Source organism: Negadavirga shengliensis, assembly GCF_042652345.1.
Lineage (GTDB): Bacteria > Bacteroidota > Bacteroidia > Cytophagales > Cyclobacteriaceae > Negadavirga > Negadavirga shengliensis.
Map to the genome: position 1 here is coordinate 15,215 of NZ_JBHSJJ010000007.1, position 22,937 is coordinate 38,151.

20 protein-coding genes are annotated in these 22,937 nt (G+C 43.3%); 10 read left to right on the plus strand and 10 right to left on the minus strand.

Features of this window, described 5'->3' with window-relative positions:
* Positions 1-10 precede the first annotated feature (10 nt).
* The 6 genes from ACFPFU_RS13180 (at position 11) to ACFPFU_RS13205 (ending at position 7,173) form a co-directional block, all read left to right on the plus strand.
* Positions 11-667 (plus strand): HAD family hydrolase, encoded by a 657-nt coding sequence (locus tag ACFPFU_RS13180; protein WP_377065231.1) that lies wholly within the window; start codon positions 11-13, stop codon positions 665-667.
* A gap of 205 nt (positions 668-872) precedes the next feature.
* Positions 873-2,075, plus strand: a complete 1,203-nt coding sequence (locus tag ACFPFU_RS13185) for a porin (RefSeq protein ID WP_377065232.1) — start codon at positions 873-875, stop codon at positions 2,073-2,075.
* A gap of 70 nt (positions 2,076-2,145) precedes the next feature.
* Positions 2,146-3,114, plus strand: coding sequence for a porphobilinogen synthase (gene hemB / locus ACFPFU_RS13190; RefSeq protein ID WP_377065233.1), 969 nt, complete (start codon positions 2,146-2,148; stop codon positions 3,112-3,114).
* Positions 3,115-3,970: 856 nt separating this feature from the next.
* On the plus strand, positions 3,971-5,281 hold the full coding sequence (locus tag ACFPFU_RS13195) for an ammonium transporter (RefSeq protein ID WP_377065234.1): 1,311 nt from the start codon (positions 3,971-3,973) through the stop codon (positions 5,279-5,281).
* A gap of 125 nt (positions 5,282-5,406) precedes the next feature.
* Positions 5,407-6,576 (plus strand): porin, encoded by a 1,170-nt coding sequence (locus ACFPFU_RS13200; RefSeq protein WP_377065235.1) that lies wholly within the window; start codon positions 5,407-5,409, stop codon positions 6,574-6,576.
* Between the two features lie 294 nt (positions 6,577-6,870).
* Entirely contained in the window at positions 6,871-7,173 is a 303-nt protein-coding gene (locus ACFPFU_RS13205; RefSeq protein WP_377065236.1) for a hypothetical protein, read from the plus strand.
* Between the two features lie 99 nt (positions 7,174-7,272).
* On the opposite strand, the gene ACFPFU_RS13210 is transcribed toward ACFPFU_RS13205, so the two are convergent.
* From ACFPFU_RS13210 to alaS, 7 genes are all read right to left on the minus strand, one after another.
* Positions 7,273-9,720 carry a leucine-rich repeat domain-containing protein gene (locus ACFPFU_RS13210; RefSeq protein ID WP_377065237.1) on the minus strand — a complete coding sequence of 816 codons (2,448 nt, stop codon included), beginning with the start codon at positions 9,718-9,720 and terminating at the stop codon, positions 7,273-7,275.
* On the minus strand, positions 9,707-10,549 hold the full coding sequence (locus ACFPFU_RS13215; RefSeq protein ID WP_377065238.1) for a hypothetical protein: 843 nt from the start codon (positions 10,547-10,549) through the stop codon (positions 9,707-9,709). Before ACFPFU_RS13215 ends, ACFPFU_RS13210 begins: the two co-directional genes overlap by 14 nt.
* The gene (locus tag ACFPFU_RS13220; RefSeq protein ID WP_377065239.1) at positions 10,546-11,124 is read right to left on the minus strand and encodes a hypothetical protein; all 579 of its coding nucleotides are present in this window, start codon (positions 11,122-11,124) and stop codon (positions 10,546-10,548) included. The genes ACFPFU_RS13215 and ACFPFU_RS13220 overlap by 4 nt, the downstream gene beginning before the upstream one ends.
* A gap of 29 nt (positions 11,125-11,153) precedes the next feature.
* Positions 11,154-11,624 carry a nucleoid-structuring protein H-NS gene (locus tag ACFPFU_RS13225; protein ID WP_377065240.1) on the minus strand — a complete coding sequence of 157 codons (471 nt, stop codon included), beginning with the start codon at positions 11,622-11,624 and terminating at the stop codon, positions 11,154-11,156.
* Positions 11,625-11,908: 284 nt separating this feature from the next.
* Positions 11,909-13,024: a redoxin domain-containing protein gene (locus tag ACFPFU_RS13230; protein ID WP_377065241.1), complete on the minus strand. Its 1,116-nt coding sequence runs from the start codon at positions 13,022-13,024 to the stop codon at positions 11,909-11,911.
* Between the two features lie 2 nt (positions 13,025-13,026).
* Positions 13,027-14,511: an Asp-tRNA(Asn)/Glu-tRNA(Gln) amidotransferase subunit GatB gene (gene gatB, locus ACFPFU_RS13235; protein WP_377065491.1), complete on the minus strand. Its 1,485-nt coding sequence runs from the start codon at positions 14,509-14,511 to the stop codon at positions 13,027-13,029.
* 73 nt (positions 14,512-14,584) lie between these two features.
* Positions 14,585-17,221: an alanine--tRNA ligase gene (alaS, locus tag ACFPFU_RS13240; RefSeq protein WP_377065242.1), complete on the minus strand. Its 2,637-nt coding sequence runs from the start codon at positions 17,219-17,221 to the stop codon at positions 14,585-14,587.
* 146 nt (positions 17,222-17,367) lie between these two features.
* Between alaS and ACFPFU_RS13245 the strand changes: the two genes are divergently transcribed.
* The 3 genes from ACFPFU_RS13245 to dprA all read left to right on the plus strand — a co-directional run bounded on the left by ACFPFU_RS13245 (position 17,368) and on the right by dprA (position 20,022).
* The gene (locus tag ACFPFU_RS13245; RefSeq protein ID WP_377065243.1) at positions 17,368-18,345 is read left to right on the plus strand and encodes a M23 family metallopeptidase; all 978 of its coding nucleotides are present in this window, start codon (positions 17,368-17,370) and stop codon (positions 18,343-18,345) included.
* A 203-nt stretch (positions 18,346-18,548) separates the two neighbouring features.
* On the plus strand, positions 18,549-18,902 hold the full coding sequence (locus ACFPFU_RS13250) for a MerR family transcriptional regulator (RefSeq protein ID WP_377065244.1): 354 nt from the start codon (positions 18,549-18,551) through the stop codon (positions 18,900-18,902).
* On the plus strand, positions 18,883-20,022 hold the full coding sequence (gene dprA / locus ACFPFU_RS13255; RefSeq protein WP_377065245.1) for a DNA-processing protein DprA: 1,140 nt from the start codon (positions 18,883-18,885) through the stop codon (positions 20,020-20,022). Before ACFPFU_RS13250 ends, dprA begins: the two co-directional genes overlap by 20 nt.
* A 127-nt stretch (positions 20,023-20,149) precedes the next feature.
* Here the strand turns inward: dprA and ACFPFU_RS13260 are convergent, their stop codons facing one another.
* Positions 20,150-20,482 carry a type II toxin-antitoxin system PemK/MazF family toxin gene (locus tag ACFPFU_RS13260; RefSeq protein WP_377065246.1) on the minus strand — a complete coding sequence of 111 codons (333 nt, stop codon included), beginning with the start codon at positions 20,480-20,482 and terminating at the stop codon, positions 20,150-20,152.
* A complete protein-coding gene (locus ACFPFU_RS13265) occupies positions 20,479-20,634 on the minus strand; it encodes a hypothetical protein (RefSeq protein WP_377065247.1) in 156 nt (51 codons plus the stop codon). The genes ACFPFU_RS13260 and ACFPFU_RS13265 overlap by 4 nt, the downstream gene beginning before the upstream one ends.
* A gap of 118 nt (positions 20,635-20,752) precedes the next feature.
* Here ACFPFU_RS13265 and ACFPFU_RS13270 point away from each other — a divergent pair, with 118 nt between their 5' ends.
* Entirely contained in the window at positions 20,753-21,412 is a 660-nt protein-coding gene (locus tag ACFPFU_RS13270; RefSeq protein WP_377065248.1) for a hypothetical protein, read from the plus strand.
* A gap of 5 nt (positions 21,413-21,417) precedes the next feature.
* Here ACFPFU_RS13270 and ACFPFU_RS13275 read toward each other — a convergent pair whose 3' ends face one another.
* On the minus strand, positions 21,418-22,743 hold the full coding sequence (locus ACFPFU_RS13275; protein ID WP_377065249.1) for a peptidoglycan DD-metalloendopeptidase family protein: 1,326 nt from the start codon (positions 22,741-22,743) through the stop codon (positions 21,418-21,420).
* Positions 22,744-22,937 lie beyond the last annotated feature (194 nt).

Consider the following 22,937-nt stretch of genomic DNA (forward strand, 5'->3'; position numbering starts at 1 on the left):
AATATCCACAATGGAAAAACTTGCAGTGATCTTTGATATGGATGGGGTGATCTGCCACACCAACCCCTATCATTCAGAAGCCTTTAGGCTGTTTTTTGGAAAAAGAGGACTAAAACCAACAGAAGAAGAATTCGCCCTGCATATGTATGGCAAAAGCAACAAATACATCTTTAGCCATTTTCTTGGCAGGGAAATTTTAGGTGAGGAGTTCGTTCAATTGGAAAACGAAAAAGAGGGGCTTTTCCGGGAAATTTATGCGGATAAAGTAGAACCCATCCCCGGTTTTACCGGTTTTCTATCCGAACTAAAACAGAATGGATTTAAAACCGGCGTAGCCACCTCAGCTCCCAGGGCCAATCTGGACCTGATTATGGAGAGATTGGGATTTGGCAAACATATGGAATCCGTAATGGCCAGTGAAAATGTAGCCAAGCACAAACCGGACCCGGAAATATACCTTAAAACCGCCCAAAACCTCAAGACCAATCCTGGATCATGCCTGGTTTTTGAGGATTCCTTCTCAGGAGTATCGGCCGCTCTGAACGCCGGCATGAAAGTGGTGGGTGTCCTGTCTTCCCACAATAAAGAAGAATTGCCTCCCTGTCACCTGTATATTACAGACTATACACAGGTAAGTGTCACTCAGATTTCTGATTTACTTACCTAACAGAAAATGCTGTTAACAATTTCTTAACATTCAAAAGTCCCTTTTTAAAAGAATAAGGGGCTTTTTTTACTTATATGCGGTTTAAGAAAGCAGATTGTTATCCCCATTTTTTATTTCATAACATTTTGGTAACCCCGCATTCATATTAAGGACATAGATAGAGTTTTACTTTGTGGTGCTGTATTACTAAAACGATTTAAACATAATGCGGAAACTTTTCGCCCTTACCCTACTCATCGCAGTATGGGCTACTATCAGTGTGAATGCAAGGAACACTGAAAACGATTCTGTACAGGTTGAAAAAGCAGAGCAATCCCAACAATGGTTTGATAAAATCCAGTTGAGGGGCTATGCTCAGCTCAGGTATAACCGTCTGTTTGAAACCAACCCTCAATTGCAATGTGACCAGTGCGACAAGTCCTGGGGAGAAAACGGCGGCTTTTTCTTCAGACGGATACGGATGATTTTCTATGGAGATATCCATGAGCGCGTGTACTTTTATATCCAGCCCGACTTTGCGTCAGGCGGGGGGAATTTTGCGCAAATCAGGGATGCGTATTTTGACCTGGGTTTAGATGCCGACCAGGAATTCAGGTTGCGGATCGGCCAGAGCAAAGTCCCTTTTGGTTTTGAGAACTTACAGTCCAGCCAAAACCGGATTCCTCTGGATAGGAACGATGGACTTAACAGTGCCGTGGCCAACGAGAGGGATATTGGGTTAATGCTTTACTATGCCCCTAAAAAAATCCGCGAGAGGTTCAGGTATCTGGTTTCATCCGGTCTGAAAGGTTCCGGGGATTATGGTGTCCTGGCATTAGGATTATACAATGGCCAGACTGCCAACCAACCTGAAAAAAACAATTCCATGCATGCGGTCACCAGGGCAACCTATCCTTTTGAACTTCCTTCAGGACAAATTATAGAAGGATCTTTGCAAGGATATACCGGCAAGTTTGTGATAGAGCGCAGTACCCTTACAGACAATGACCAGAGGGAATTCAGGGAGTTCCGATATGGTCCTTCCGTCATCGTGTATCCTCAGCCATTCGGGCTTCAAGCGGAGTTCAACTGGGGGAGAGGCCCGGAATTCAATCCCGAAACCATGAACGTGGAAGACAAACCTATCAGAGGAGGTTATGTACTGGGTTCATATTATATTGAACACGGCAAGAATACTTATATCCCCTTTACCAGATATCATTATTACAACGGGGGTAAAAAACATGAATTTGACGCGACCAAGCACAGGGTAAAAGAACTGGAACTAGGCGTGGAATGGCAACCACACAGCAATTTTGAACTGGTGGCCATGTATACGATTTCTGACCGGACTTTTGAAAATTCCCTCAACCCTCAAAACCGGCAAAAAGGAAACCTGCTGAGGTTACAGGCACAAATTAACTTTTGAGCGGCCGGGCAGTATTCTTCCGTATATTTTGGTAATTTTGATTGAAAATCCGTTCAATCCGAAACCGAACATGCTTAGACGACCCAGAAGAAACAGAAAGTCCGCGGTGATCCGCTCCCTGGTGGAAGAAACGCGACTGTCCGTAAAAGATCTGATTTTACCCTTATTTTTAATTGACGGTATCAACCAGAAAGTGGAAGTGGCTTCCATGCCGGGGGTGTACCGTTATTCTCCGGATTTGATGTTGGAGGAAATTGATGCCTGCATGCAGCTGGGCATCAAGGCTTTTGATATTTTTCCGGCTTATCCGGAAAGCAAAAAAGATAAGTATGCCACAGAAAGTCACAACCCGGAAACTTTCTATCTCAAAGCCATCAACAAAATCAAACATGCATTTCCAGAAGCATGCATCATGACCGACGTGGCCATGGACCCCTACAGTTCAGATGGGCATGACGGGCTGGTGGAGGAAGGCCAAATCCTCAATGATGAAACCCTGGAGATCCTCGGAAAGATGGCTTTAGCTCAGGCACAGGCCGGGGCGGATATTATCGGACCTTCCGACATGATGGACGGGCGCATAGGCCATCTCCGCCGTCTATTGGATAAAGAAGGGTTCAAAGAGGTATCCATTATGTCCTACACGGCAAAATACGCCAGTGCTTTCTACAACCCCTTTAGGGATGCGCTGGATTCCGCACCCAAATCGGGAGATAAAAAAACCTACCAAATGGACCCAGCCAATGCCCGGGAAGCCTTGATCGAAGCGCAACTGGACACGGAAGAAGGTGCGGATTTTTTGATGGTAAAACCTGCACTAGCCTACTTAGATATCATTCGGCTGTTAAATGAAAACTTTTCCCTTCCTATCGCTGCCTATAACGTCAGCGGGGAATATGCCATGATCAAGGCATCTGCGGCCAACGGGTGGCTGGATGGGGAAAGGGCGATGGTGGAATCTCTTCTGAGCATTAAGAGAGCGGGAGCCAAAATTATTTTAACCTACTTCGCTAAAGAATACGCTCAAATGCAGAAATAAATAAGTTCAACTGGCAAAAACAGCTTTCTATTTGAACTGTATTTTTTGTTATTGACATAAAAACTCTGATATTGAGTTAAAAATTTAGCGTCTTTTCATTTTTTTTTTAAAATTTTTTTTCCATTCTTTTTGTTATTTTCAGGTCAATTAATTATAAGATAAATGACATTCCCGGCTTTCGCTTATTTATTCTCTGTATTTTTTAATTTTTCCTTATTTTATTCCATTTGAACAAGCAGTTATTTCCCTAAACAATATTTTCCATATCTTCTATCCCTGTTGGCGTTTAAAACGTCATTTTAAACATTAACAAGTTTCAGAAATATTATGATTAAATAATGATCTTATATTTAATAAACATGCAAATTTTTCGATAAAACCAGTTCAAAAAATACCCTTTACTCTCTGATTTTCTGCATAATACATAAATAATAGTTGTTTTTTTTACCAAAAAAACATTTAGATTTAAAGAAAATTAGAAATACCGTAATGTAAGGTATGTCTTTTATAAATCACATAAAATTTCAACCTAACCCGAGCATGATACAAGTGACGCACAGATGAATGATTAAACATCCTTAAGCCAGTTCCCCGAGGTCAGGCTGGGACAGGCTATCCCGACCTGAGGTACGGGACAAGTTATAGCCATTGAAAAACAAATTATTAACAAACCGAGCATGACGAAAACGTCCCCACACTGGGATGCCCCGATAGCGGGGGACATGTGAGGCAAGCTATCTGGCAACTTAAATACAAATTATAAACAGATGAAATCGAGCATGACGGGATCGTCACAAACTGGGATGATTATAGATTGCGAGATTCCATATGGCCAATGAAAAATAATTAAAAACATATGAAAGGAGATTTTACTATTCTAACTCAAGTAAGTGTTGAAAACATCACCCAAGGGGTAGATTTTTCAGCAGAAATTATCCAAAACACACTCACCACGAATAATTTATGGATGATGTTGTCCACCGCATTGGTATTTATCATGCACCTGGGCTTCGCCGGGGTTGAAGCGGGATTTGGTCAAGCGAAGAACACTGTCAATATCCTATTTAAAAATACGGTTACACCGATCATCGGAATCGTCTCTTATTCGCTGATAGGATTTTTTCTAATGTATCCGGGATTTGAGGTACCCGGATGGCTCGACTTCGATTTTTCCGGGTGGAACATGTTCTGGTTTAAGCCGGAAGAAGCAGATGTTTCAGCCGGATACGCCGATGCAGGGTATACCTACTGGACAGACTTCCTGTTTCAAGCGATGTTTGCCGCTACGGCTGCCACCATCGTATCGGGCGCTATCGCCGAAAGGGTCAAATTAGGCGCATATCTCCTTTTCACTGTTGTTTTTGTAGCGATTGTATATCCATTGATCGGTAGCTGGAAATGGGGTGGCGGCGCCTTGGACGCCATGGGCTTTTATGATTTTGCAGGCTCCACACTCGTTCATTCTGTTGGCGGCTGGGGAGCTCTAGCCGGTGTCATCCTGGTAGGTCCCAGAATCGGCAAATATGTCAACGGCAAGGCAATAGATAAGCCGGGAGCGAGTGTACCGTTGGCGGTGATAGGCGTCTTTTTACTTTGGTTGGGCTGGTTTGGCTTTAATGGGGGTTCCGTACTTTCTGCAGATCCCGCATTGGTATCGCTGGTCCTGGTAACCACCTGTCTGGGCGCATGTGCGGGCGGACTTGGCGGATTCCTGGCCGCCTATTTCGTATTTAAAAGACTGGATCTCGGCATGGTGTTAAATGGCGTGCTCGCCGGATTAGTCGGTATCACTGCCGGAGCTGATGTGATCAACCCTATATCCGCATTGATTATAGGTTTTATAGCAGGCATTCTGGTTGTATTGTCCGCCACTTTTTTGGACAGAATGAGATTGGACGATGTGGTAGGCGCGGTTTCCGTACACCTGACTTGTGGCATATGGGGAACTTTGGCAGTAGGCCTGTTCTCCAACAATCCGGAACATACCTTTTTGACCCAATTGCTGGGAGTAGTTATCTGCGGAGCGACAGCCTTCTTTTCCGCATTTATCATTTTCTACCTGCTTAAAGTCACCATGGGCATCCGGGTTTCCGAGGAGCATGAACGGTCCGGGCTGGATAGCCACGAACATGGCATCAGGGGATATACCATTGTGTATGATGAATAGATAATTAATAAATGCAGCCCGATGCTGAAAAAAACCCTGGCTTATCGAAAAAAACACCACTCTCTTTCGGAATAAGACCAGGGTTGACACAGTCAAATAAAATTTAACCGATAATTAAAATTAAAATGAAAAACTTAAAATATCTAATTATAACTGTCTTTTCCTTATTTTCAACCCTGGTCAATGCACAGGAAGAGGCGGAAGATAAAACATCAAGAATTGGCTTTTCAGGCTCAGTGGACGCTTATTTCAGGTCAAATTTTAACGCTCCAAATAAAGGGGAATTTACCCAGGCTCCAGCCACCTCGTTTGCCAATCTGCCCGGCTTTTCGTTGGGAATGGCCAATATCGTCGCCACTTATGAAGGCGAAAAAGTAGGCTTTGTTGCCGATCTGGTATTCGGACCAAGGGGAGAAGACGCCGTCTTCGGATCTCCTTTATATGCAGGAGGAATAGCCGGAAGCTCTCAGATCGTTAACCAACTTTACGCGTATTGGAACATAAACAATGCCGTTACCCTGTCCATGGGTAATTTCAATACCTACTTGGGTTATGAAGTCATCTCCCCTACCGGTAATTTCAATTATTCCACTTCCTACATGTTTTCCTACGGCCCCTTTTCCCACACTGGGATCAAAGCAGATTTTGCCTTGTCTGACAAATGGTCCTTCATGGCGGCTGTAATGAACCCAACGGATATGACCGAATTCAATTTGTACGGCACTTATACGCTGGGGGCTCAGTTGGCTTACGAAACGGAAGCCGGAGGTACTTATCTGAACTTTCTCTACGGTGACCAGGACGGAAAACTGAATGCTGATGATTTTCCCACCTTCGGTACGGCCTCTCTCGGTTCCACTTTTCAGGTCGACCTGACCATGGGCTACAATGTGACCGAACCTCTTTTCTTAGGATTTAACGGAACTTATAACACCTCGGGGGCAGGTCAGTTCTACAACGGTACCAACATAGAAAACGGAACCGGCGATGGCGCGGGGTTCTATGGAGCTGCCGGATATCTGCAAGTCACCACATCAGATAAGTTTGCTATTGGCGCAAGAGCAGAATATTTCAAGGTCTTCAATGATGGCCTGGAGGGTGTTGTCGGACTAAGTAACGGCGACGGCAGCGTATTCGCCGTTACTTTATCCGGCAATGCCAAGATAGCCAACAACCTGACACTGATACCGGAGATAAGATTGGACTCCATGTCACAAGATTTTTTCCTGAATAAAGACCTGGGCAATTCAAAAAGCCTTGCTTCATTTGTTCTCGCCGCGGTCTTTTCTTTTTAAAAAACAAAAAAAATCAAAAAACCACCGTGACGGTTAATCACGGTGGTTTTTTGATTTTATATCCTATTTCTGATTTTAAGGTTAAAATAACACCCCTTTTTTTTCTTCACAAAGACAAACTTGAATTTTCCAGTTTTATATTTACCCTATTTATAAAAAGAATAGTATTTAAATTCCGTATATAATTTTACATAAATATAAAAAACTTTAAAAAACAGCTGATTTCCAGCAACCTTTTCTCTCAAATCCGTATTATAGAGTAGGGTCTTATATTTCAACTTTACCCGATACGTTATGAAAAGGCTTATATATATATTTGTGGCAGGCTTGCTTTTCTTAAACTTCTCTTACGCGCAGTCAGACCGGGAGCTTAAGGGTCCGGCAGCCAAAAATTACAAACCCTGGAAACAGCAGGCCAAAACCGGCGTGGCATATACCGACATCGCTAAGGAAGACCTGAAAGGTCCTGCATTCAAAAATCGAAAACATGTCAAGGATGCGCCACAGGAAGTGGTATCCGTCAATACAGACCTGGATAGAAGAAAAAGAATCACAGGACCAAAAGCTAAAAACAACCAGCCTTACCGAAGAAATTAGCCAAGCAAACCATTAAAAATATGAAAAAGCTGCCCTATTTGGTTTAAGGCAGCTTTTTTATTGCTTCCTTTTTCGTCAATAGAAAAAATATCGCGTCCTTTAGTAATGCCTGACATCCGCATCAGGATTGTTCCGCTTAAAGGTATCGACCTGACGGGTATTGATCCGGGTATTGAAACAGACCAGTCTATCCAAATTGACAAGGTGCATGATGGGTTTTAAATTTCTTACGTTGGTGCTTGCAATATCCAGTTCCCTAAGGTCATAAAGCGTCTCAAGCCCCCTGAGCCTGCTGATGTTGGTCCCTGAAAGGTTTAATCTTTTCAATCTGCCTAATTCTCCAAGAGGTCTTAAATCTTCGATGGCGGTATTCGAAACATTTAAGGATTCCAAGTACGTCAGTGGCGAGAGCGGGCTCAAATCTCTGAAAGGCGCCTCTGTTATTTTCAAATGCTGGAGAGATTCCAGTCTGGACAAAGCAGATGGGTCTGCAAGGGGTACATTGTGGATTTCAAGTTCCCTGAGGTTAAAGAACACCAATAACGCTTCCAGATCAAACACGTCCGCGCTCTCAACTTTTAACCGGGGGCTGGCGGTCAATCGGTGAAGTTCATAGGTATCTGGGGACTTTGAAAGATCAAATTGATTGGACAAAAGCCCTTTCCAAATATCATCCAAATTATCCCACCAGGAATTCAGTTCATCTGTTCTGTAAACCACTACCGCATCTTCGATATAACTGACCAGTTCCTCCACTTCCCATTTTGGAACATCTGTATGGTCGACATTAATATATTTTAAAGAAGTGAGTGGTTTAAGTGGGTCCACGGATTTAAGTTTGGTGCCTCTGAAAGATACCTCTTTCAGTGAACTCAGTCCGCGAAGGGCTTCCAAATTGGTGACTTCACTATTATCTCCTTTTATGCCAACGAGCGTTTTCATCTCCGCCAGAGGAGACAGATCTTGTATTTTTGTGTTTTCGAAAGTCACATATACCGTTTTCTTAAACTTCAAAGCGGGCCTTAGGCTGACTACCTGGCTCGAAGACAAGTTTAAAGTATCAAGACTTACCAACTCCGACAGCTCCTCCACCGAAGGCTGGCCTTTACCCAAATTGGGATAAACTTTGATAAATACCTGATTCCAGCCCTCAGGAAGTGTCTCCCACCATGTCTGGAGATTTTCCACATTGTGTATAAGGAGTGTCCTTCTATTTCTCCTGGCAAATTCATCCGCGGCATTTTCCGTGATGCTCGTCTTGTCCGCATAAATCCTGCGTATACTGCCAGATCCGTTAAGCGGCTCCAGCTGGCTTACTTCAGTACCATTGATGTTCAAGCGCCACAATTTAGGAAGCTCAGCCAATGGAGAAAGGTCAAGGATATTCGTTTCTTCAAGGTTAATTTCTTCCAATGCTTCCAGTTCGGATAAAAATCCAAAATTGATCAAAAAATTCCCTTTTAAGTTAAGCACTTTAAGGTTTTTCAGCGCTTTGATATTTTCAATATTGTTGAAGCCATTTTCTTCAAGATCCAAAACTTCCAACTGGGTAAAATTATTCAATACCCCGAACCCCATCAAGGGGGTTCCCCTTGCGTATAGCTCTTTAAGGTTTTTGAGGTTGGCCAAGTCGTCGATATTGGATATCCGTGTGCCGGATATATTCAAATGGGTAAGTCTCTCAGAGTATTTTATAAACTGAATATCCTCGTTGGGCGTATCGGATATGTCCAGATAAGTCAAAAAAGTAACGTTGCTGATAGGGTTGAGTTCATTGATCTGCGTGCCGCTTATGTCCACGTACTTAAGTTCGCGCAAAGCCTGAATCGGGGAAAGGTCAATAATCAGTTGGTTGCCGGATAAATCAAGGCTGTCCAGACTGCTGATTTTATACAGCAAGTCCACTTCGATGCTGTCTTCCTCTATTTGGAATTTCCTCCTAAAATAGTTTTCCCATTCCAGGGAAAGGGTTTCCCACCACTCCTGTAGCTCTTTGTCCCTGCTTAACCTGGTGGTATAAATGCTGGCAATTTTCAGTTCATTGGAGGCTTTCTCCAAGTTAATTTCTATAAACCTGGGTTGTGTGTTTTCAATTTTTTCACTGTTGAGTCCCATAGCAGTGAGCGTCCGGTCTATGGAAACTTCAAAAAACAATTCCCCATTATCCCTCAACTGGGGCTTGATTTCCCTGATTTTGAATTGGAAAGAAGCGTCTCTGAAAAAAAACTCGACATCCTTTAAGTAAGAGGTTACATTTTTGTTGGTAATGACTTTCCTGTCAGACAGGAGGTCATCTTCAACCTGCACTTTATCGTCCCTAAAGATCTTTTTATAGCTCTCCCGGATGATGACATCTTTGTCTCTGGCGGAAGTTTCCCCGCTGCCTACGGTATTGAGAAAATACTGCAGAAACCGCACCTGGTCTTCCACTTGCTGAGAGAAGTCTTTGATTTCCTGCTTACTATATCCCCCCAGATCTTGGGCCCAAACAGTAAATTGTGCTAGGAAAAAAACAAAAAGTGATATGAATAACTTAATTTTGGTCATATATATAGTTCAAAATAACATCCTTGTCTCCTTCTTCAAGTTTGACCAGGTTAGCGATCAGCCACCCGGTGTTGAAGCCGGGTCTGTTAAACTGGGCAAGCTCAAAATACCACTTGTCAATCTGGAAAAAATGAAACTTTACTTCTTTAACCGTCTCGAATTTCATCCTTCCATTTTTTATTTCGTAAATAAAAAGACTCAGATAATCCGGTTTAAATTCCTTCGGCGTATACGATTCAGGCCTGGGGTTATCCTGTATAGCCTTCCGTAAATTCATGAACCCAAGTTCATGGCTCAAAGGGTGGAGGAATTTTTTTTGATCTCCTTTGGGTTTATCAAATGCCTCTTTGAAAGGTTCGAAGAGCACATTTTCTATCACCCACTCATAGCCTAAACCCTCAGGCTGTAATTTTAAAAACAGTACCACGTCATGTTTCTTCCCGTTATGGGTAAAAACAGTATTTGCTTCTGCAAACCATTCTCCCCCATGAAAACTCAGGAACTGGGGATAGGTGTCAGACACCACGGTACTGATGAATTCCCTTTTCAGGTCATTGGAAATGTCAGAGGTCTCGTTGTCAAAAAGAATATTGATAAAGGATTTCCTGAGTTCCTTGTTTCTATACTGCTCGTCTTCGGGATAATACCTTCTGTCACCTTCTTTGCTTTCCTCCGCGTTGAAGCGGCGGAAAAACTGGTTGACCTGTTTGGTTGAGGCAGCAAACCTGCCATCGTCAATCAACTGCCCGGAGCCGCTGTCTAGCATTTGCCCCGGTGCAGTCTGTATTGATATCAATAATGTTATTAAGCTAATGAATATTATTCTCATGCTGAAGTTTCAGTCACTCTCACATCACCTAACAACACATCCCAGAACTCAATGGTTCGTCCGGATATCTGCGTTTGTTTTTTCTCAACATATATGGTGATGTCTTTTTTGGTAGTATCTCTATAGTTTAAGCCTGCCTCTTGCGAAGTGCCTTCAAAACGCTGATAGATGGTGATCACTCCTACATATCTGCCGTCCGGCTGTCTTTCCAGATCACTGATATAATGGATGTCATACCAACTTATGTTCACCCTGTCGTAGTTAAGGGCCATCAGCCTTTCGAAGTATCTCCTGATTTTGTAATAGGCGATTTCATTGGTGTTCAGTGAAGAAACACCCATTTCTGCGTCAGGAGCAAACAATTCCTCTGCCCTGTCCATTACCCTCGTTGCTTCAGAAAACTGGGTTTCTTTACTACCAATGATACTGATGTATTTACTCAAGTCCTTTACTTTCTCTAAGGCCAAAGAATCAATAGCCTGTTTCCTTTGAGGACTGATGTTGTCGTCCTGCGCAAAGACCACCATTGTGGTAGCCAGAAATAATATCAATAAGGATGGAATATATTTTTTCATAACTAACTTAATTCTTTTGTTATTTACAACTATCTTCTACGTAATTCTAATTCAGCTACTCTACCGGATCCATCCATTCTTATGTCACTGATGAAATTCAGGTTCTTCTGCGTATCTTTCAGGTAATGAAGGTATTTTTCAATGGTGGTAGGCTCGTCGTAATCCTTGACACCAGCCTCTTCATGGATAACTATCAGTACCGGGGTATTCTGGTTAGAAAACATCCCCAAAGCTTCTCTGATGGTATTATTTGCACTCTGTAAGTTCGTAGCGTTCGCAACAGCATTGAAATAATCCTCGAGCTTACCTACCGCTACCTCTTCGGCTGAAGGCTTGGCAGGTTCAGGTTTAGGCGCAGGCGCAGGTTCTTCCACCGGCACCGGTTCCGGTGCTGCTTCCACTACTTTTTTCTTACTTTTACAAGCACCCAATGCTAATAGTCCAAATAGCATGACGGTCAAAAGCCGGGTTAGGGGTAATTTAAAACTACTTTTTTTCATGTTTACTTAAAATAATTGTGTTGTTGATATTATTCGTGTTCCAGGTTCTTGCACTCTCAAAAAGCATTCCACTTCATGGGAGTAAGGGTTTTCTTAAGATGTAAGTGCCTTTTTAGTCGGTTTTGAGGTGATATATAATAAATTTGGAAATGTTGTTATTTGATAAACAATTATTTTATCAAATACTTGGTTTTTACTTCTTTTTCCTCTCTACTACCATGCTGCGAATATATAATAATATCCCGATAATATTAAAAGATTATTTTAATGGTGATTTTATTATTTTAATCAAACAATTCTGCGAGTTTGTTCTCGAGGGTCTTTCCGCGGAGATCCTTGGCCAAAATGTTGCCGTCAGGGTCAATCATATAGGTGGCCGGAATAGCATTGATCTGATAAGTCGCCGCCGCATCGGAATTAAAATACTTTAAATCGGAGACCTGCGTCCATTCCAAGCCGTCTTCCTCGATCGCCTTTAACCACATTTCTTTCGTCCTATCCAATGACACCCCAAAAACTTCAAATCCCTTATCTTTATATTTGTTGTAGAGTCGAACCACATTTGGGTTCTCCTCCCGACATGGTTTGCACCACCCCGCCCAGAAATCAATGAGGACGTATTTGCCTCTTAAACCCGATAAACTGACCAGCTCGCCCTCGGGATTGGGCAGTGAAATTTCCGGTGCCGGCTGCCCTATCGAAAGCGCTCTCATCTCCTCGAGTTCCTGCTTCCAGGAGTGGATAAGCCTCATATCCGGATATCTTTCACCCAACACCACGATCACACTATCGAGATAATTGAAATCTGTCCTCGGGTTCAACATTCCTAATCCCGCCAATGCCGCAAAACTGCCTTCCATCTCCGAAATAGCCGTTTTTATCCGGTTTGCATGGTTTATCTCAAGCTGCATGGCCTTTTCCTGAATGGCCCTGATCGTCTCCTGATCCCTGTCGGCCATGGCTTCATAAAACCCGGTATTCAGTTCATTTCCCTCTTCTTGATAACGTAGTGTCAACTCGTCTATTTTAAGCAACAGCTGACTATCCCGGGAACCCTCCGTTTCCAGATTATCATTTGAAAAATCATAGGTAATATCAACATCCTCATCATACAATGCCAAGCGGACATTTTTTTCTCCCATAAGGTCCAGTTCGTAAAAATTTGGGCCTTCCAATTCCAGTTTATAATCGAACTTCCCGTTCTTTCCCACATGGATGGTATCTACTACGTCCAGCCTGTCATTGTTATACCGGGATAAAACGAGAAAGCCATCCGGCTTGTTTTCCAGTTTTCCTGATACAACCACTTGCCCGTCGAACTGACTTCCCTTTTCCACACATGACCATAAAGACAAAACCAACGTGCTGAGATAGAATGAAGTGAGAATGGTATTTTTCATGTTTAATTATCCAATAGTTCAATTAATATTTTACTTGCCACTTTAGGGTCTGCCTTACCTTTAGACCGTTTCATAACCTGGCCCATAAACATGCCCATCAGTCCTTTTTTACCTGATTTGTATTCCTTCACCTTTGCTTCATTTTCCGCAAGTACACTTTCCACGATTGGCTTAATGGAATCCTCGTCGCTTTCCTGTATGAGGTTCATTTCCTGCGCAATTTCTAAAGGAGTTTTTCCCTGCCCCTTTAGCATCTCCGGATAGATTTTTTGGGAAGCTGCCGTAAAACTGACTTTTCCATCATCTATCAAATGGATCAGACTCGCGAGCTGATTTGGCTTAACCGGAAAATCATGGATGGATAGGGTTAACTCGTTGAGGTAAGATTTGACTGGCCCCATCATCCAGTTCGAGGCCGCCTTGTAGTTAGATGTCAAGTGGCAAAGCTGCTCGAACCACAAGGCAATTTCCTTGCTGTCGGTCAATACACCTGCATCGTACTCAGGCAATCCGTAATCATTTACAAATCTGTCAAAAAGCTCTCTTGGCAGCGGCGGCATGTCCTTTTGGATGCTATCGAGCCACTCTTCTGAAACCACTACGGGGCTGAGGTCAGGCTCAGGAAAATACCGGTAGTCATTCAGATCTTCTTTGGTTCGCATGCTGCCCGTAAAACCGGTTGTGGCATCAAAAGTCCTTGTTTCGGATAGGATCTCCTCCCCTCTTTCCAGTAGCAATACCTGTCTTTCAAACTCATGTTCGATGGCCCGCACCACATTTCTAAAAGAGTTCATGTTTTTCACCTCAACTTTTTTCCCCAAAACCTTTTCTCCCTTTCTCCTCGTGGAAATATTAGCATCGCATCTTAGAGAACCCTCTTCCATGTTACCATCGCATATCTCCAGGTATTTTACCAGTTTTTTTATTTCCGTAAGGAGATTATAGGCCTCCTCCGATGAACGCATATCCGGCTCGGTAACAATTTCAATCAAAGGAACACCTGCCCTGTTAAAATCCACCAAAGTATCAATTTCTCCTGCCAGGTGAATGGACTTGCCGGCATCTTCTTCCATATGAATGCGGGTAAGGGCCACATCCTTTTTATCTCCATTGGCAAGGCTGATGGGAACAAAGCCGCCCACACATATCGGATTTTTGTCTTGGGTGACCTGATAGCCTTTTGGCAAATCAGGATAAAAATAATTTTTTCTGGCAAAAATGTTTCTCCTTGTAATCTCTGAATTACAGGCCAATCCCATTTTGATGGCAAATTCCACCGCCCTTTTATTAACCTTAGGCAAAGTCCCCGGATGGCCAAGGGTTATCACAGAAATGTTGGTGTTCGGCATGTTGCCAAATTCTGTAGAATCAGAAGTATACATTTTGCTTTTTGTAAGCAATTGCGCGTGAACTTCCAACCCTATTACCAGTTCGTATTTACTTTTAACCTCTTCAGACACAGAGGAAATAGGCTTTTCTTCAATCATCATTTATATATTACTGTTCCCACACCAAAAATGGCAGAGTTTTCATCTAAAACCAAATGAATAAACGGCTAAATTAAGCAGATGCAGCTCTGAGTGTGCTTTCCGCAACTTCCAACACCTTCCGGAGGCCGGAAATGTCCTTTCCGCCCGCAGTGGCAAAGAAAGGTTGTCCCCCTCCTCCCCCTTTGATTTCTTTGGCCAACTGCCTGACCAACCGGCCTGCATCAAGTCCTTTCTCCTTCACCAAAACTTCATTGACCACCACCGCTATCTGGGGTTTGCCATTGATATCAGCGGCCAGGACAGCTACCAATCTTTCCATTTCATTTTTCAGTTCGAACGCCAGTTTTTTCAACGCATCATTGTTGGGCAATTTCACCAATCCATGGATGAAACGGTAATCGTCAATAGAAGTTGCTTGCTCCTTCAGTTTTTCTTTCACTTGTTCTGTTTCTTTCAGATGCAGCGAGTCAATCTCCTTTTTAAGTTCATTTTTTTCTGATATCAGGTCCGCTACCGCCTTTTTCAGATCCCTGGGGTTTTTAAGCATTTCCTGAATTTCCTTCAACAGATCGAGATGCGCGTTTACATAATCTTCGGCCTTGGCGGATGTGATGGCTTCCACCCTTCTCACCCCGGCAGAAATCGAGCTCTCCGATATGATTTTAAAAAATCCGATTTCGCCCGTTGCCTTTACATGAGTGCCTCCGCAAAGCTCCACCGAAAATTCAGGATCAAAAGTAACTACCCTCACAAGATCCCCATATTTTTCCCCGAAAAGCGCCGTTGCCCCCATTTCTTTGGCTTCGCCTATGGGTACATTCCTTTTTTCGCTCAAAGTCACATTTTCACGGATTTTTTGGTTGACGATCTTTTCCACTTCATTTATCTCTTCCTCGGAAAGCTTGGTGTAATGGGAGAAATCAAACCTCAACAAATGTTCATTGACCATGGAACCTTTTTGTTGGACATGATCCCCCAACACCTGTTTCAGGGCGGCTTGAAGCAGGTGTGTGGCCGTGTGATTACTCATTGTCAGCATCCTTTTTTGACTGTCTACCTGACATTCAAATTCCGCCTCCGGATCATCCGGTAGCCTATCCACAAAATGCACGGTCAAATCGTTCTCCTTTTTGGTGTCGAGCACCTTGATGGACTCGCTGTCATTAAATAGGATACCACGGTCTCCTACCTGCCCCCCACTTTCTGCATAGAAGGGGGTTTTATCCAGGACCAGTTGGAATTTATTGCCTGTTTTGTCTTTGATTTGCCTATACTTGAGGATTCTGGTTTGGGAAGTCAGGGAATCATATCCCACAAATTCCACCTCATCTTTATCATAAACGGTGACCCAATCTCCGGTTTCCAGCTTGGCTGCTGACCTTGAGCGTGTTTTTTGCTGTTTCATGGCCTCCTCAAAGCCCTCTTCGTCCACTGAAAGCCCATTTTCTCTGGCTATCAATGAAGTCAAATCCAGCGGAAAGCCATAAGTATCGTACAATTCAAAAGCAATCTGCCCGGGGATGGTTCCTTGCTGGCGCATTTGCAAATCCTTCCGGATCTGTTCCAGGTTTTTCAACCCTTTTTCCAATGTCCTTAAGAAAGAACTTTCCTCCTCTAGAATCACCTTGGCAATAAATTCCTCCTGGGTAGCTATCTCCGGATAAACCTCCCCAAAATGAACGGCCAGTTCAGACACCAATTTATAAAGGAACGGTTCCTTGAATCCCAAAAAAGTGTATCCATACCTGACGGCCCTTCGCAAAATCCTTCTGATGACATATCCGGCTTTGTTATTGGAAGGCAATTGCCCATCTGCGATGGTAAATGATATGGCCCGAATATGGTCCACAATCACCCTAAAGGCAATATCCGTTTTTTCTGATTCCCCGTATTTTAACCCCGATAAGCCCTCTACTTTTCTCAAAAAAGGGTCGAACAAATCCGTGTCATAATTGGATGATTTGTTTTGGATAACCCGGACCAGACGTTCCAAGCCCATCCCCGTATCCACGTGTTTGGCCGGCAGATCAAGAAGTATTCCCTCACTGTTCCGGTTAAACTGCATGAATACCAAATTCCATATTTCAATCACTTGGGGATGGTCTTCATTGACAAGGAGCTTTCCCGGAGTTTGTAAGATCTCCGATTCTGATCGAAGGTCCATATGGATTTCAGAGCAGGGACCGCAGGGACCGGTATCCCCCATCTCCCAAAAATTGTCTTTCTTTGAACCAAAAAGTATCCGGTCTTCGTCTATCCATGATGTCCATAGGTCATAAGCTTCCTGGTCCCTATCCAACCCGTCTTTTTCGTCACCCCCAAATACCGTCACATACAACCTGTCCGCTGGCAGTCCATATACTTTGGTAAGCAACTCCCAGGCCCATTCAATGGCTTCTTTTTTAAAATAATCCCCAAAGGACCAGTTGCCCAACATCTCAAACATGGTATGGTGGTAAGTATCCACACCAACTTCCTCTAGATCATTGTGCTTACCTGAAACTCTTAGACACTTCTGGCTGTTGGCTACTCTATTGTTTTTGGGGGTTTCATTTCCTAAAAAATAATCCTTAAATTGGTTCATCCCCGCATTGGTAAACATGAGGGTAGGGTCATTTTTGACCACAATCGGGGCCGACGGAACAAATTGATGCTGCTTGGATTGAAAAAATTCAACAAAAGTGCTTCTTATTTGTTTAGTGTCCATGAATTATGTACTTTGATTGATTATATTTCGAATAATTGAAGTATTGTTTTTATATTTGTATCCAAATACCCATCTCCATCAAGTTGCTGATCACCTGGGTTTTTTTCGGATTACAAAATTAGAAGTTTTACCGTACCATTTATTAAATGAGTAGAATAAAATATTATTACGATCCCAAAACCTGCAAGTACGAAAGATATGTAAAGAGCAAATGGGACATTACGTTGAACGTTTTGGGCTTTTTTTCACTTTCCAGCATTATAGCTGTGGGCATTCTGCTTATTTTCAACTATTATTTTGACAGCCCAAAAGAACTGATACTCAAAAAAGAAAACAAAGAGCTGAAGTTTTATTATGAAATGCTTGAGCAGGAAGTGGGCAAGCTAAATACCATGATAGCTGACCTTCAGGAAAGGGACGATAATCTCTACCGTGTCATTTTCGAATCGGAACCCATTCCCTCATCTATCAGAAAGGCGGGCTACGGTGGCTCAGATAGGTTCCGGGAGATCAAAGAAAAAGGTCTGAATCAGGAAAAGATGATCATCTCAGTAGCTGAGAAGGTAGAAACGCTGAAAAGGCAACTTTACATTCAATGGGAATCCTACAATGAGCTGTCAGAAACAGCCCTTAACAAAGAGGAGTATTGGGCTTCCATTCCAGCCATCCAGCCCATTCACAATGAAGAACTCAATAGATTGGCTTCCGGTTATGGCATGAGGCTCCATCCCATCCTCAAAGTAAGAAAAATGCACAGCGGCGTGGATTTCTCCGCTCCCAAAGGCACTCCCATATACGCTACGGGCGATGGCGTGATAAAACAAGTGAGAACAGAGTTTGGGGGATATGGCAAGTTTATTGTCATAGACCATGGATTCGGTTTCACTTCACTATATGCCCACATGAATGATTTCAATGTCAGAGTGGGCCAAAAAGTAAAGAGAGGGGATAAAATAGGCACCGTTGGCAACACCGGATCTTCTACCGCTCCCCATGTACATTATGAAGTGATGAAGGAAGGAAAATATGTTAATCCCGTAAACTATTTCTTCAAAGATCTGGAACCTTCAGAATTTGATAAGATATTGGAACTGGCTTCCAGGGAAAACCAATCGTTGTCCTAATAGAGATCAACATATAATATACTGCCCTATTCAGTTGCGTTCTTAGCGCTTTCAATAGGGCAGTTTCATTTTCTTGATGTTTATTTCTTGTGAAATTTTTCTAAAAAGGAAACGTTAAGTCATCAATCGATAGCCCATATCGAAAATTACTGTTGCCTTATAGCTAATAATTGTCGTATTTTTGATAGAAAAACGAATGTATTTTGCCTTATAAAGAAAAGGAAATAGAGAAAAAGTATTACTCCATTGGAGAAGTAGCGGATATTTTTAAAGTAGCTACGTCATTGATCAGGTATTGGGAAGGGGAATTCGATATCATCAAACCCAAAAAGGACAAAAAGGGAAACCGCAGGTTTACCAAAGATGACATCGAAAAAATCCGGCTCATTTATCACTTGGTCAAAGAGAAAGGCTATACCCTTACCGGAGCACAGGAAATCATCAAAAAGGACCTTCATCAAATCCAGGACAAAGCGTCAATGATTGCCCGTCTCCATAAAATCAAAGGATTTTTAATTGAAATCAGAGACAATCTAAATGCCGACAACAACCCATAATGAATTGCTGCATAATGTGGCATTGAGCCTGGTCCCTCAAATAGGACCCGGCAATTTCAAAAACATTGTCAGTTATAGCGGGTCTGCCCATAACTTTTTTAACATGACCAAAGGCAGAGCCTCCAAAATTCCCGGTATAGGTCCCAAACTGCTGGAACTGAGATCCAACAAAGATACTTATCTCAGGGAAGCTGAAAAAACCATTCGGGAAGCCAATGATAACGGCATCCAAATTCATAGCTATCTGGAGGACACGTACCCCCAAAGGCTGAAATCCCTGCCTGATTCCCCCGTCATTATTTTTTCCAAAGGAAACATTGACCTGAATCCCTCAAAAACGATAGGCATTGTGGGCACCAGAAACGCCACCGCATACGGAAAAGCCGTTACAAAAAAAATATTGGAAGATCTTGCACCCTACAGCCCCACAGTGATCAGCGGCCTGGCATATGGCATAGACATAGAAGCCCATCGCGCTGCATTGCAATTTGATCTGCCAACCCTTGCGGTATTGGGATCTGATCTGAAAAAAATATATCCCGCTTCTCACAAAAGGACAGCGGAACAAATGATGGAAAACGGCGGGCTGATATCGGAATACAGGCTAGGTGCCGCGCTCAACGCCAGTAATTTTCCTCAGAGGAACCGCATCATCGCAGGTATGTCCGATGCATTGATTGTCGTCGAGGCGGCGGAAAGAGGCGGGGCCCTCATCACCGCAGAGATAGCTTACAGCTATAATAGGGAGGTATTTGCAGTGCCCGGGAATTTGCAGTCGACTTACAGCGAAGGCTGCAACAACTTGATCAGAAGCATGAAGGCGGGTATTTATATTGGAGCAAGGGAAATAGAAGAAGCCCTTTCATGGAATAAGGAAGGCGGAAACCCAAAGGCCGATAAAAAGGTTTTCGACACATCCGGCTTAGACCCCGTCGAGAAACAAATCATAGAGGTTCTCTCCAAAGCAAACGAAATAGAAATAGACCGGCTGAGTTGGGAAACCAACCTGCCCATTTCTGTTTTGGCGGGTAAATTGCTCAGCCTGGAGTTTTCGGGTATCATCAAGGCCTTACCGGGAAAAAAATACCGTTGGCAACCGGATAAGCGTACATTTATTTGATCGATTCGGGAAGCCCAAAAAAGACAACGGTTTCAGCCAGCGATTATCCTCTCCAAACAGCAGGGAGAAACTCATGAATACTCGTCAAACTATTGCTACTTTAACTTCCAAAAATGCTGAAAAGTGATCAATACCGTAAAATATCGTTCAAGGTTTTTATTACAAGGGCGAGATGCTCCGTTTCGACTGCCCCTAATTTTCGCACCAAGCGATCCTTAAAAACTGACCGAACGTGAAAAATGAGCATTTCTGACATTTCCTTTAGTCCATTGGTTTTACTCGGCGTCAGAATAGGGTTTCCTTTATAATTTTTGACCTTGCTGGTCAATGGAATTACGATGACAACATTCAGGTATTTGTTCAATAAATTGCCGCTGATGACAACAACAGGCCGGAACCCTGCCTGCCCGTTATCCATAGTGGGGTTTAGATCGGCATACCAGATCTCTCCTTGCTTCATTGATCTTCCAGTTGCCCGAGATAATCTGCCATCCCCTCTTCTGCTATAGAAAGCAGATTTTCATCTTGTGCTGCTTTTTTATAGGACTTAACGTATTCGGCTCTTACCAATTGCTCTAAATACAACCGTGATTTACCGGAAGGTGTATCCATATTCAATGTATTGTTTAGAGAATATTGCAACAAACTCCAAAAAAACAGTGTTTTTCACCGTCAATATTTCCCAAATAAGAAATAATATTCTATATTGAGTAACCTAACCCTCATTGACATGAAAAGTTCTCCCTACTTCCCCCTTACTTTGATAGGATTCATGTTTTTTTCTTGTCAAAGCCCGGAAAAAGTTCCGGAAGGATTGCCTGGTCAAGTTTCCCGGGCCTATGGCTTCGACCGTTTGGAAAGCGTGGCATCGATCTCGTACACCTGGAACGTCCGAAGAGACAGCGTGACGGTGGATACAAGAGATTGGTCCTGGGACTTGGAGAAAGGTGAAGTCTTTTATTCGGGACCGGATACGGCAGTGACTTACCTGATTTCTGAAAAAACAGACGCCCTCGAAAGTGTGGACAAAAGGTTTATCAATGACAAATACTGGTTGCTTTTTCCTTTTCAGCTTGCCTGGGACACGGGCTATGAATCGGAAGTCATTGAGGATCAAAACTCGCCTATTCACAACGAAAGAACCACCAAGCTGATTATCCGGTACAACGACAGTGACGGGTACACTCCGGGAGATGCTTATGACCTATATATTGATGACAACAACCAAATCAGGGAGTGGGTATTCCGTCGGGGAGATGGTCCTGAAGGAAGGGCCATGACCTGGGAAAATGTGCAGGATTTTGAGGGCATTAAAATCGCGTTGGATCATAGAAACGATGCCGGTGAAAAAACCATTTGGTTTACCAATGTGACTGTCAAGCAGAAATAGACAGGTCAATCTGCATTGATCCAGCCTCGCAAACCCAGAGGTGTTTCCACAAAATATTGATTTTCAAAAGTTCCCCAAATCCTGGCTTCTCCGGTAAACAAATTTCCACTCAAGCTTTCCCCCTCCTCCCAAGCCGTTTTGATGATGGTTTGAGGGTTAATTTCTATTTTGCCCAATGGCTCATCTATGCTGTTGGCAAGGCCCTCATGAATATAACCTTTTCGTCCATCCGGCAGAGAAACCCTATACCAGCCATGGGTTTTCCCCTCCATTTGCAGAAGCGTGCTCCTTTCAAAGCCTCCCAGCTTTGAAGAATGTGTTCCCGGTTGGGTTCGGATGTTTGCCAGGCTTGCCGCCACGATCCCCATTCTTCCCACACCAGCGGTGTCCGCTCTGGCCAGAGGTTCCAACGAACGCCGGTCCAAAACAAACGGCAGCGGATTTACCGCTCCCCTCCTGGTTTTATAAATCCCAAAATGCAGATGGGGCGCTGTGGTAATGGCATTTCCTGTGTTGCCCACAAACCCTATTGTATCCCCTTCGGCTATCCTTTGTCCCGGAGAAACCGCCTGACTGTCCAGATGGGCATAATACTGCGAGTAACCTCGTTTTGAATCAAAAAGCCAGACTACCTTACCACCCAACCGGTTGTTTCCCACCCTGCTGATCCGTCCGTCGGTGACAGCCAATACCGGCGTGCCTCTGGGAGCGAACACATCTATACCTTCGTGCTTCCTTGCATCCCCATCCCGGGGATCTCCCCAAAAACTGTCAATATTCCTACTCGTTTTTCCGGGAATTGGAAATGCCAATATTCCTTGATAATTGATCTGTAGTTCTAAAGCGCCTCCTCTGAAAAGCTCAGGTTGAATCCTCAAAGCATGAATACCTGAACTTTTTACTTCATAGTTAACATATCCGGAATCCTCTGCATAATGGATCCTTTTAAACTCTTCTCCAGGAATGACATCGAAAACATCAATAAAAAATGAGGTTATATTATCAGAAAAAGCATTCACCCAAATACTGATTTGGCTCCCCTCCTCCACTTCATATCTCCATAGCTGGGCTTTGGGTGTTTTGGGATCAAAATACGTAACCTCCGTATAGGGTAAGTCCACGTTTAACTGAGTTTTTAGCACCTCAATCCCTTCCTGCTTCCAATCAAATACCATGGCGTAATCCCTTATATCAGATGATTCAATCGCATGGAGGTATTTTTCATAGGGACTTTCTTTCGTGAGCAAACGATCTACTTTAAACCCGTTGCAGGAAACGATCAGCGCTGCGAAAAACGCGAAAAACCCATTGATTATCCTTGTGCTAAACATAGTCGTTATGTGGTTTTTGAAAAAAGAGGGATAGGACCGGCGGTGATCCCTTCCCCCTTTGAAGATTAACGTCGGGTCAAATATGATATTTCGGGTAATTTGTTTGTGTAACAGCTGATTTTGGAGAGCATATGGTTGTCCAGGAATTCCCAAATAGAGCCAGGAACAGGTCCCCGAACCCGATCAACAGGATT

What these genes read in the sequence shown, in the direction of transcription:
- dprA (WP_377065245.1), top strand. Translation starts at nt 18,883, where the DNA reads ATGCCGACAACAACCCATAATGAATTGCTGCATAATGTGGCATTGAGC.
- ACFPFU_RS13195 (WP_377065234.1), top strand. Translation starts at nt 3,971, where the DNA reads ATGAAAGGAGATTTTACTATTCTAACTCAAGTAAGTGTTGAAAACATC.
- ACFPFU_RS13270 (WP_377065248.1), top strand. Translation starts at nt 20,753, where the DNA reads ATGAAAAGTTCTCCCTACTTCCCCCTTACTTTGATAGGATTCATGTTT.
- ACFPFU_RS13260 (WP_377065246.1), bottom strand. Translation starts at nt 20,482, where the DNA reads ATGAAGCAAGGAGAGATCTGGTATGCCGATCTAAACCCCACTATGGAT.
- ACFPFU_RS13230 (WP_377065241.1), bottom strand. Translation starts at nt 13,024, where the DNA reads ATGAAAAATACCATTCTCACTTCATTCTATCTCAGCACGTTGGTTTTG.
- ACFPFU_RS13275 (WP_377065249.1), bottom strand. Translation starts at nt 22,743, where the DNA reads ATGTTTAGCACAAGGATAATCAATGGGTTTTTCGCGTTTTTCGCAGCG.
- alaS (WP_377065242.1), bottom strand. Translation starts at nt 17,221, where the DNA reads ATGGACACTAAACAAATAAGAAGCACTTTTGTTGAATTTTTTCAATCC.
- gatB (WP_377065491.1), bottom strand. Translation starts at nt 14,511, where the DNA reads ATGATTGAAGAAAAGCCTATTTCCTCTGTGTCTGAAGAGGTTAAAAGT.
- ACFPFU_RS13220 (WP_377065239.1), bottom strand. Translation starts at nt 11,124, where the DNA reads ATGAAAAAATATATTCCATCCTTATTGATATTATTTCTGGCTACCACA.
- ACFPFU_RS13185 (WP_377065232.1), top strand. Translation starts at nt 873, where the DNA reads ATGCGGAAACTTTTCGCCCTTACCCTACTCATCGCAGTATGGGCTACT.
- ACFPFU_RS13210 (WP_377065237.1), bottom strand. Translation starts at nt 9,720, where the DNA reads ATGACCAAAATTAAGTTATTCATATCACTTTTTGTTTTTTTCCTAGCA.
- hemB (WP_377065233.1), top strand. Translation starts at nt 2,146, where the DNA reads ATGCTTAGACGACCCAGAAGAAACAGAAAGTCCGCGGTGATCCGCTCC.
- ACFPFU_RS13205 (WP_377065236.1), top strand. Translation starts at nt 6,871, where the DNA reads ATGAAAAGGCTTATATATATATTTGTGGCAGGCTTGCTTTTCTTAAAC.
- ACFPFU_RS13265 (WP_377065247.1), bottom strand. Translation starts at nt 20,634, where the DNA reads ATGGATACACCTTCCGGTAAATCACGGTTGTATTTAGAGCAATTGGTA.
- ACFPFU_RS13245 (WP_377065243.1), top strand. Translation starts at nt 17,368, where the DNA reads ATGAGTAGAATAAAATATTATTACGATCCCAAAACCTGCAAGTACGAA.
- ACFPFU_RS13215 (WP_377065238.1), bottom strand. Translation starts at nt 10,549, where the DNA reads ATGAGAATAATATTCATTAGCTTAATAACATTATTGATATCAATACAG.
- ACFPFU_RS13225 (WP_377065240.1), bottom strand. Translation starts at nt 11,624, where the DNA reads ATGAAAAAAAGTAGTTTTAAATTACCCCTAACCCGGCTTTTGACCGTC.
- ACFPFU_RS13200 (WP_377065235.1), top strand. Translation starts at nt 5,407, where the DNA reads ATGAAAAACTTAAAATATCTAATTATAACTGTCTTTTCCTTATTTTCA.
- ACFPFU_RS13180 (WP_377065231.1), top strand. Translation starts at nt 11, where the DNA reads ATGGAAAAACTTGCAGTGATCTTTGATATGGATGGGGTGATCTGCCAC.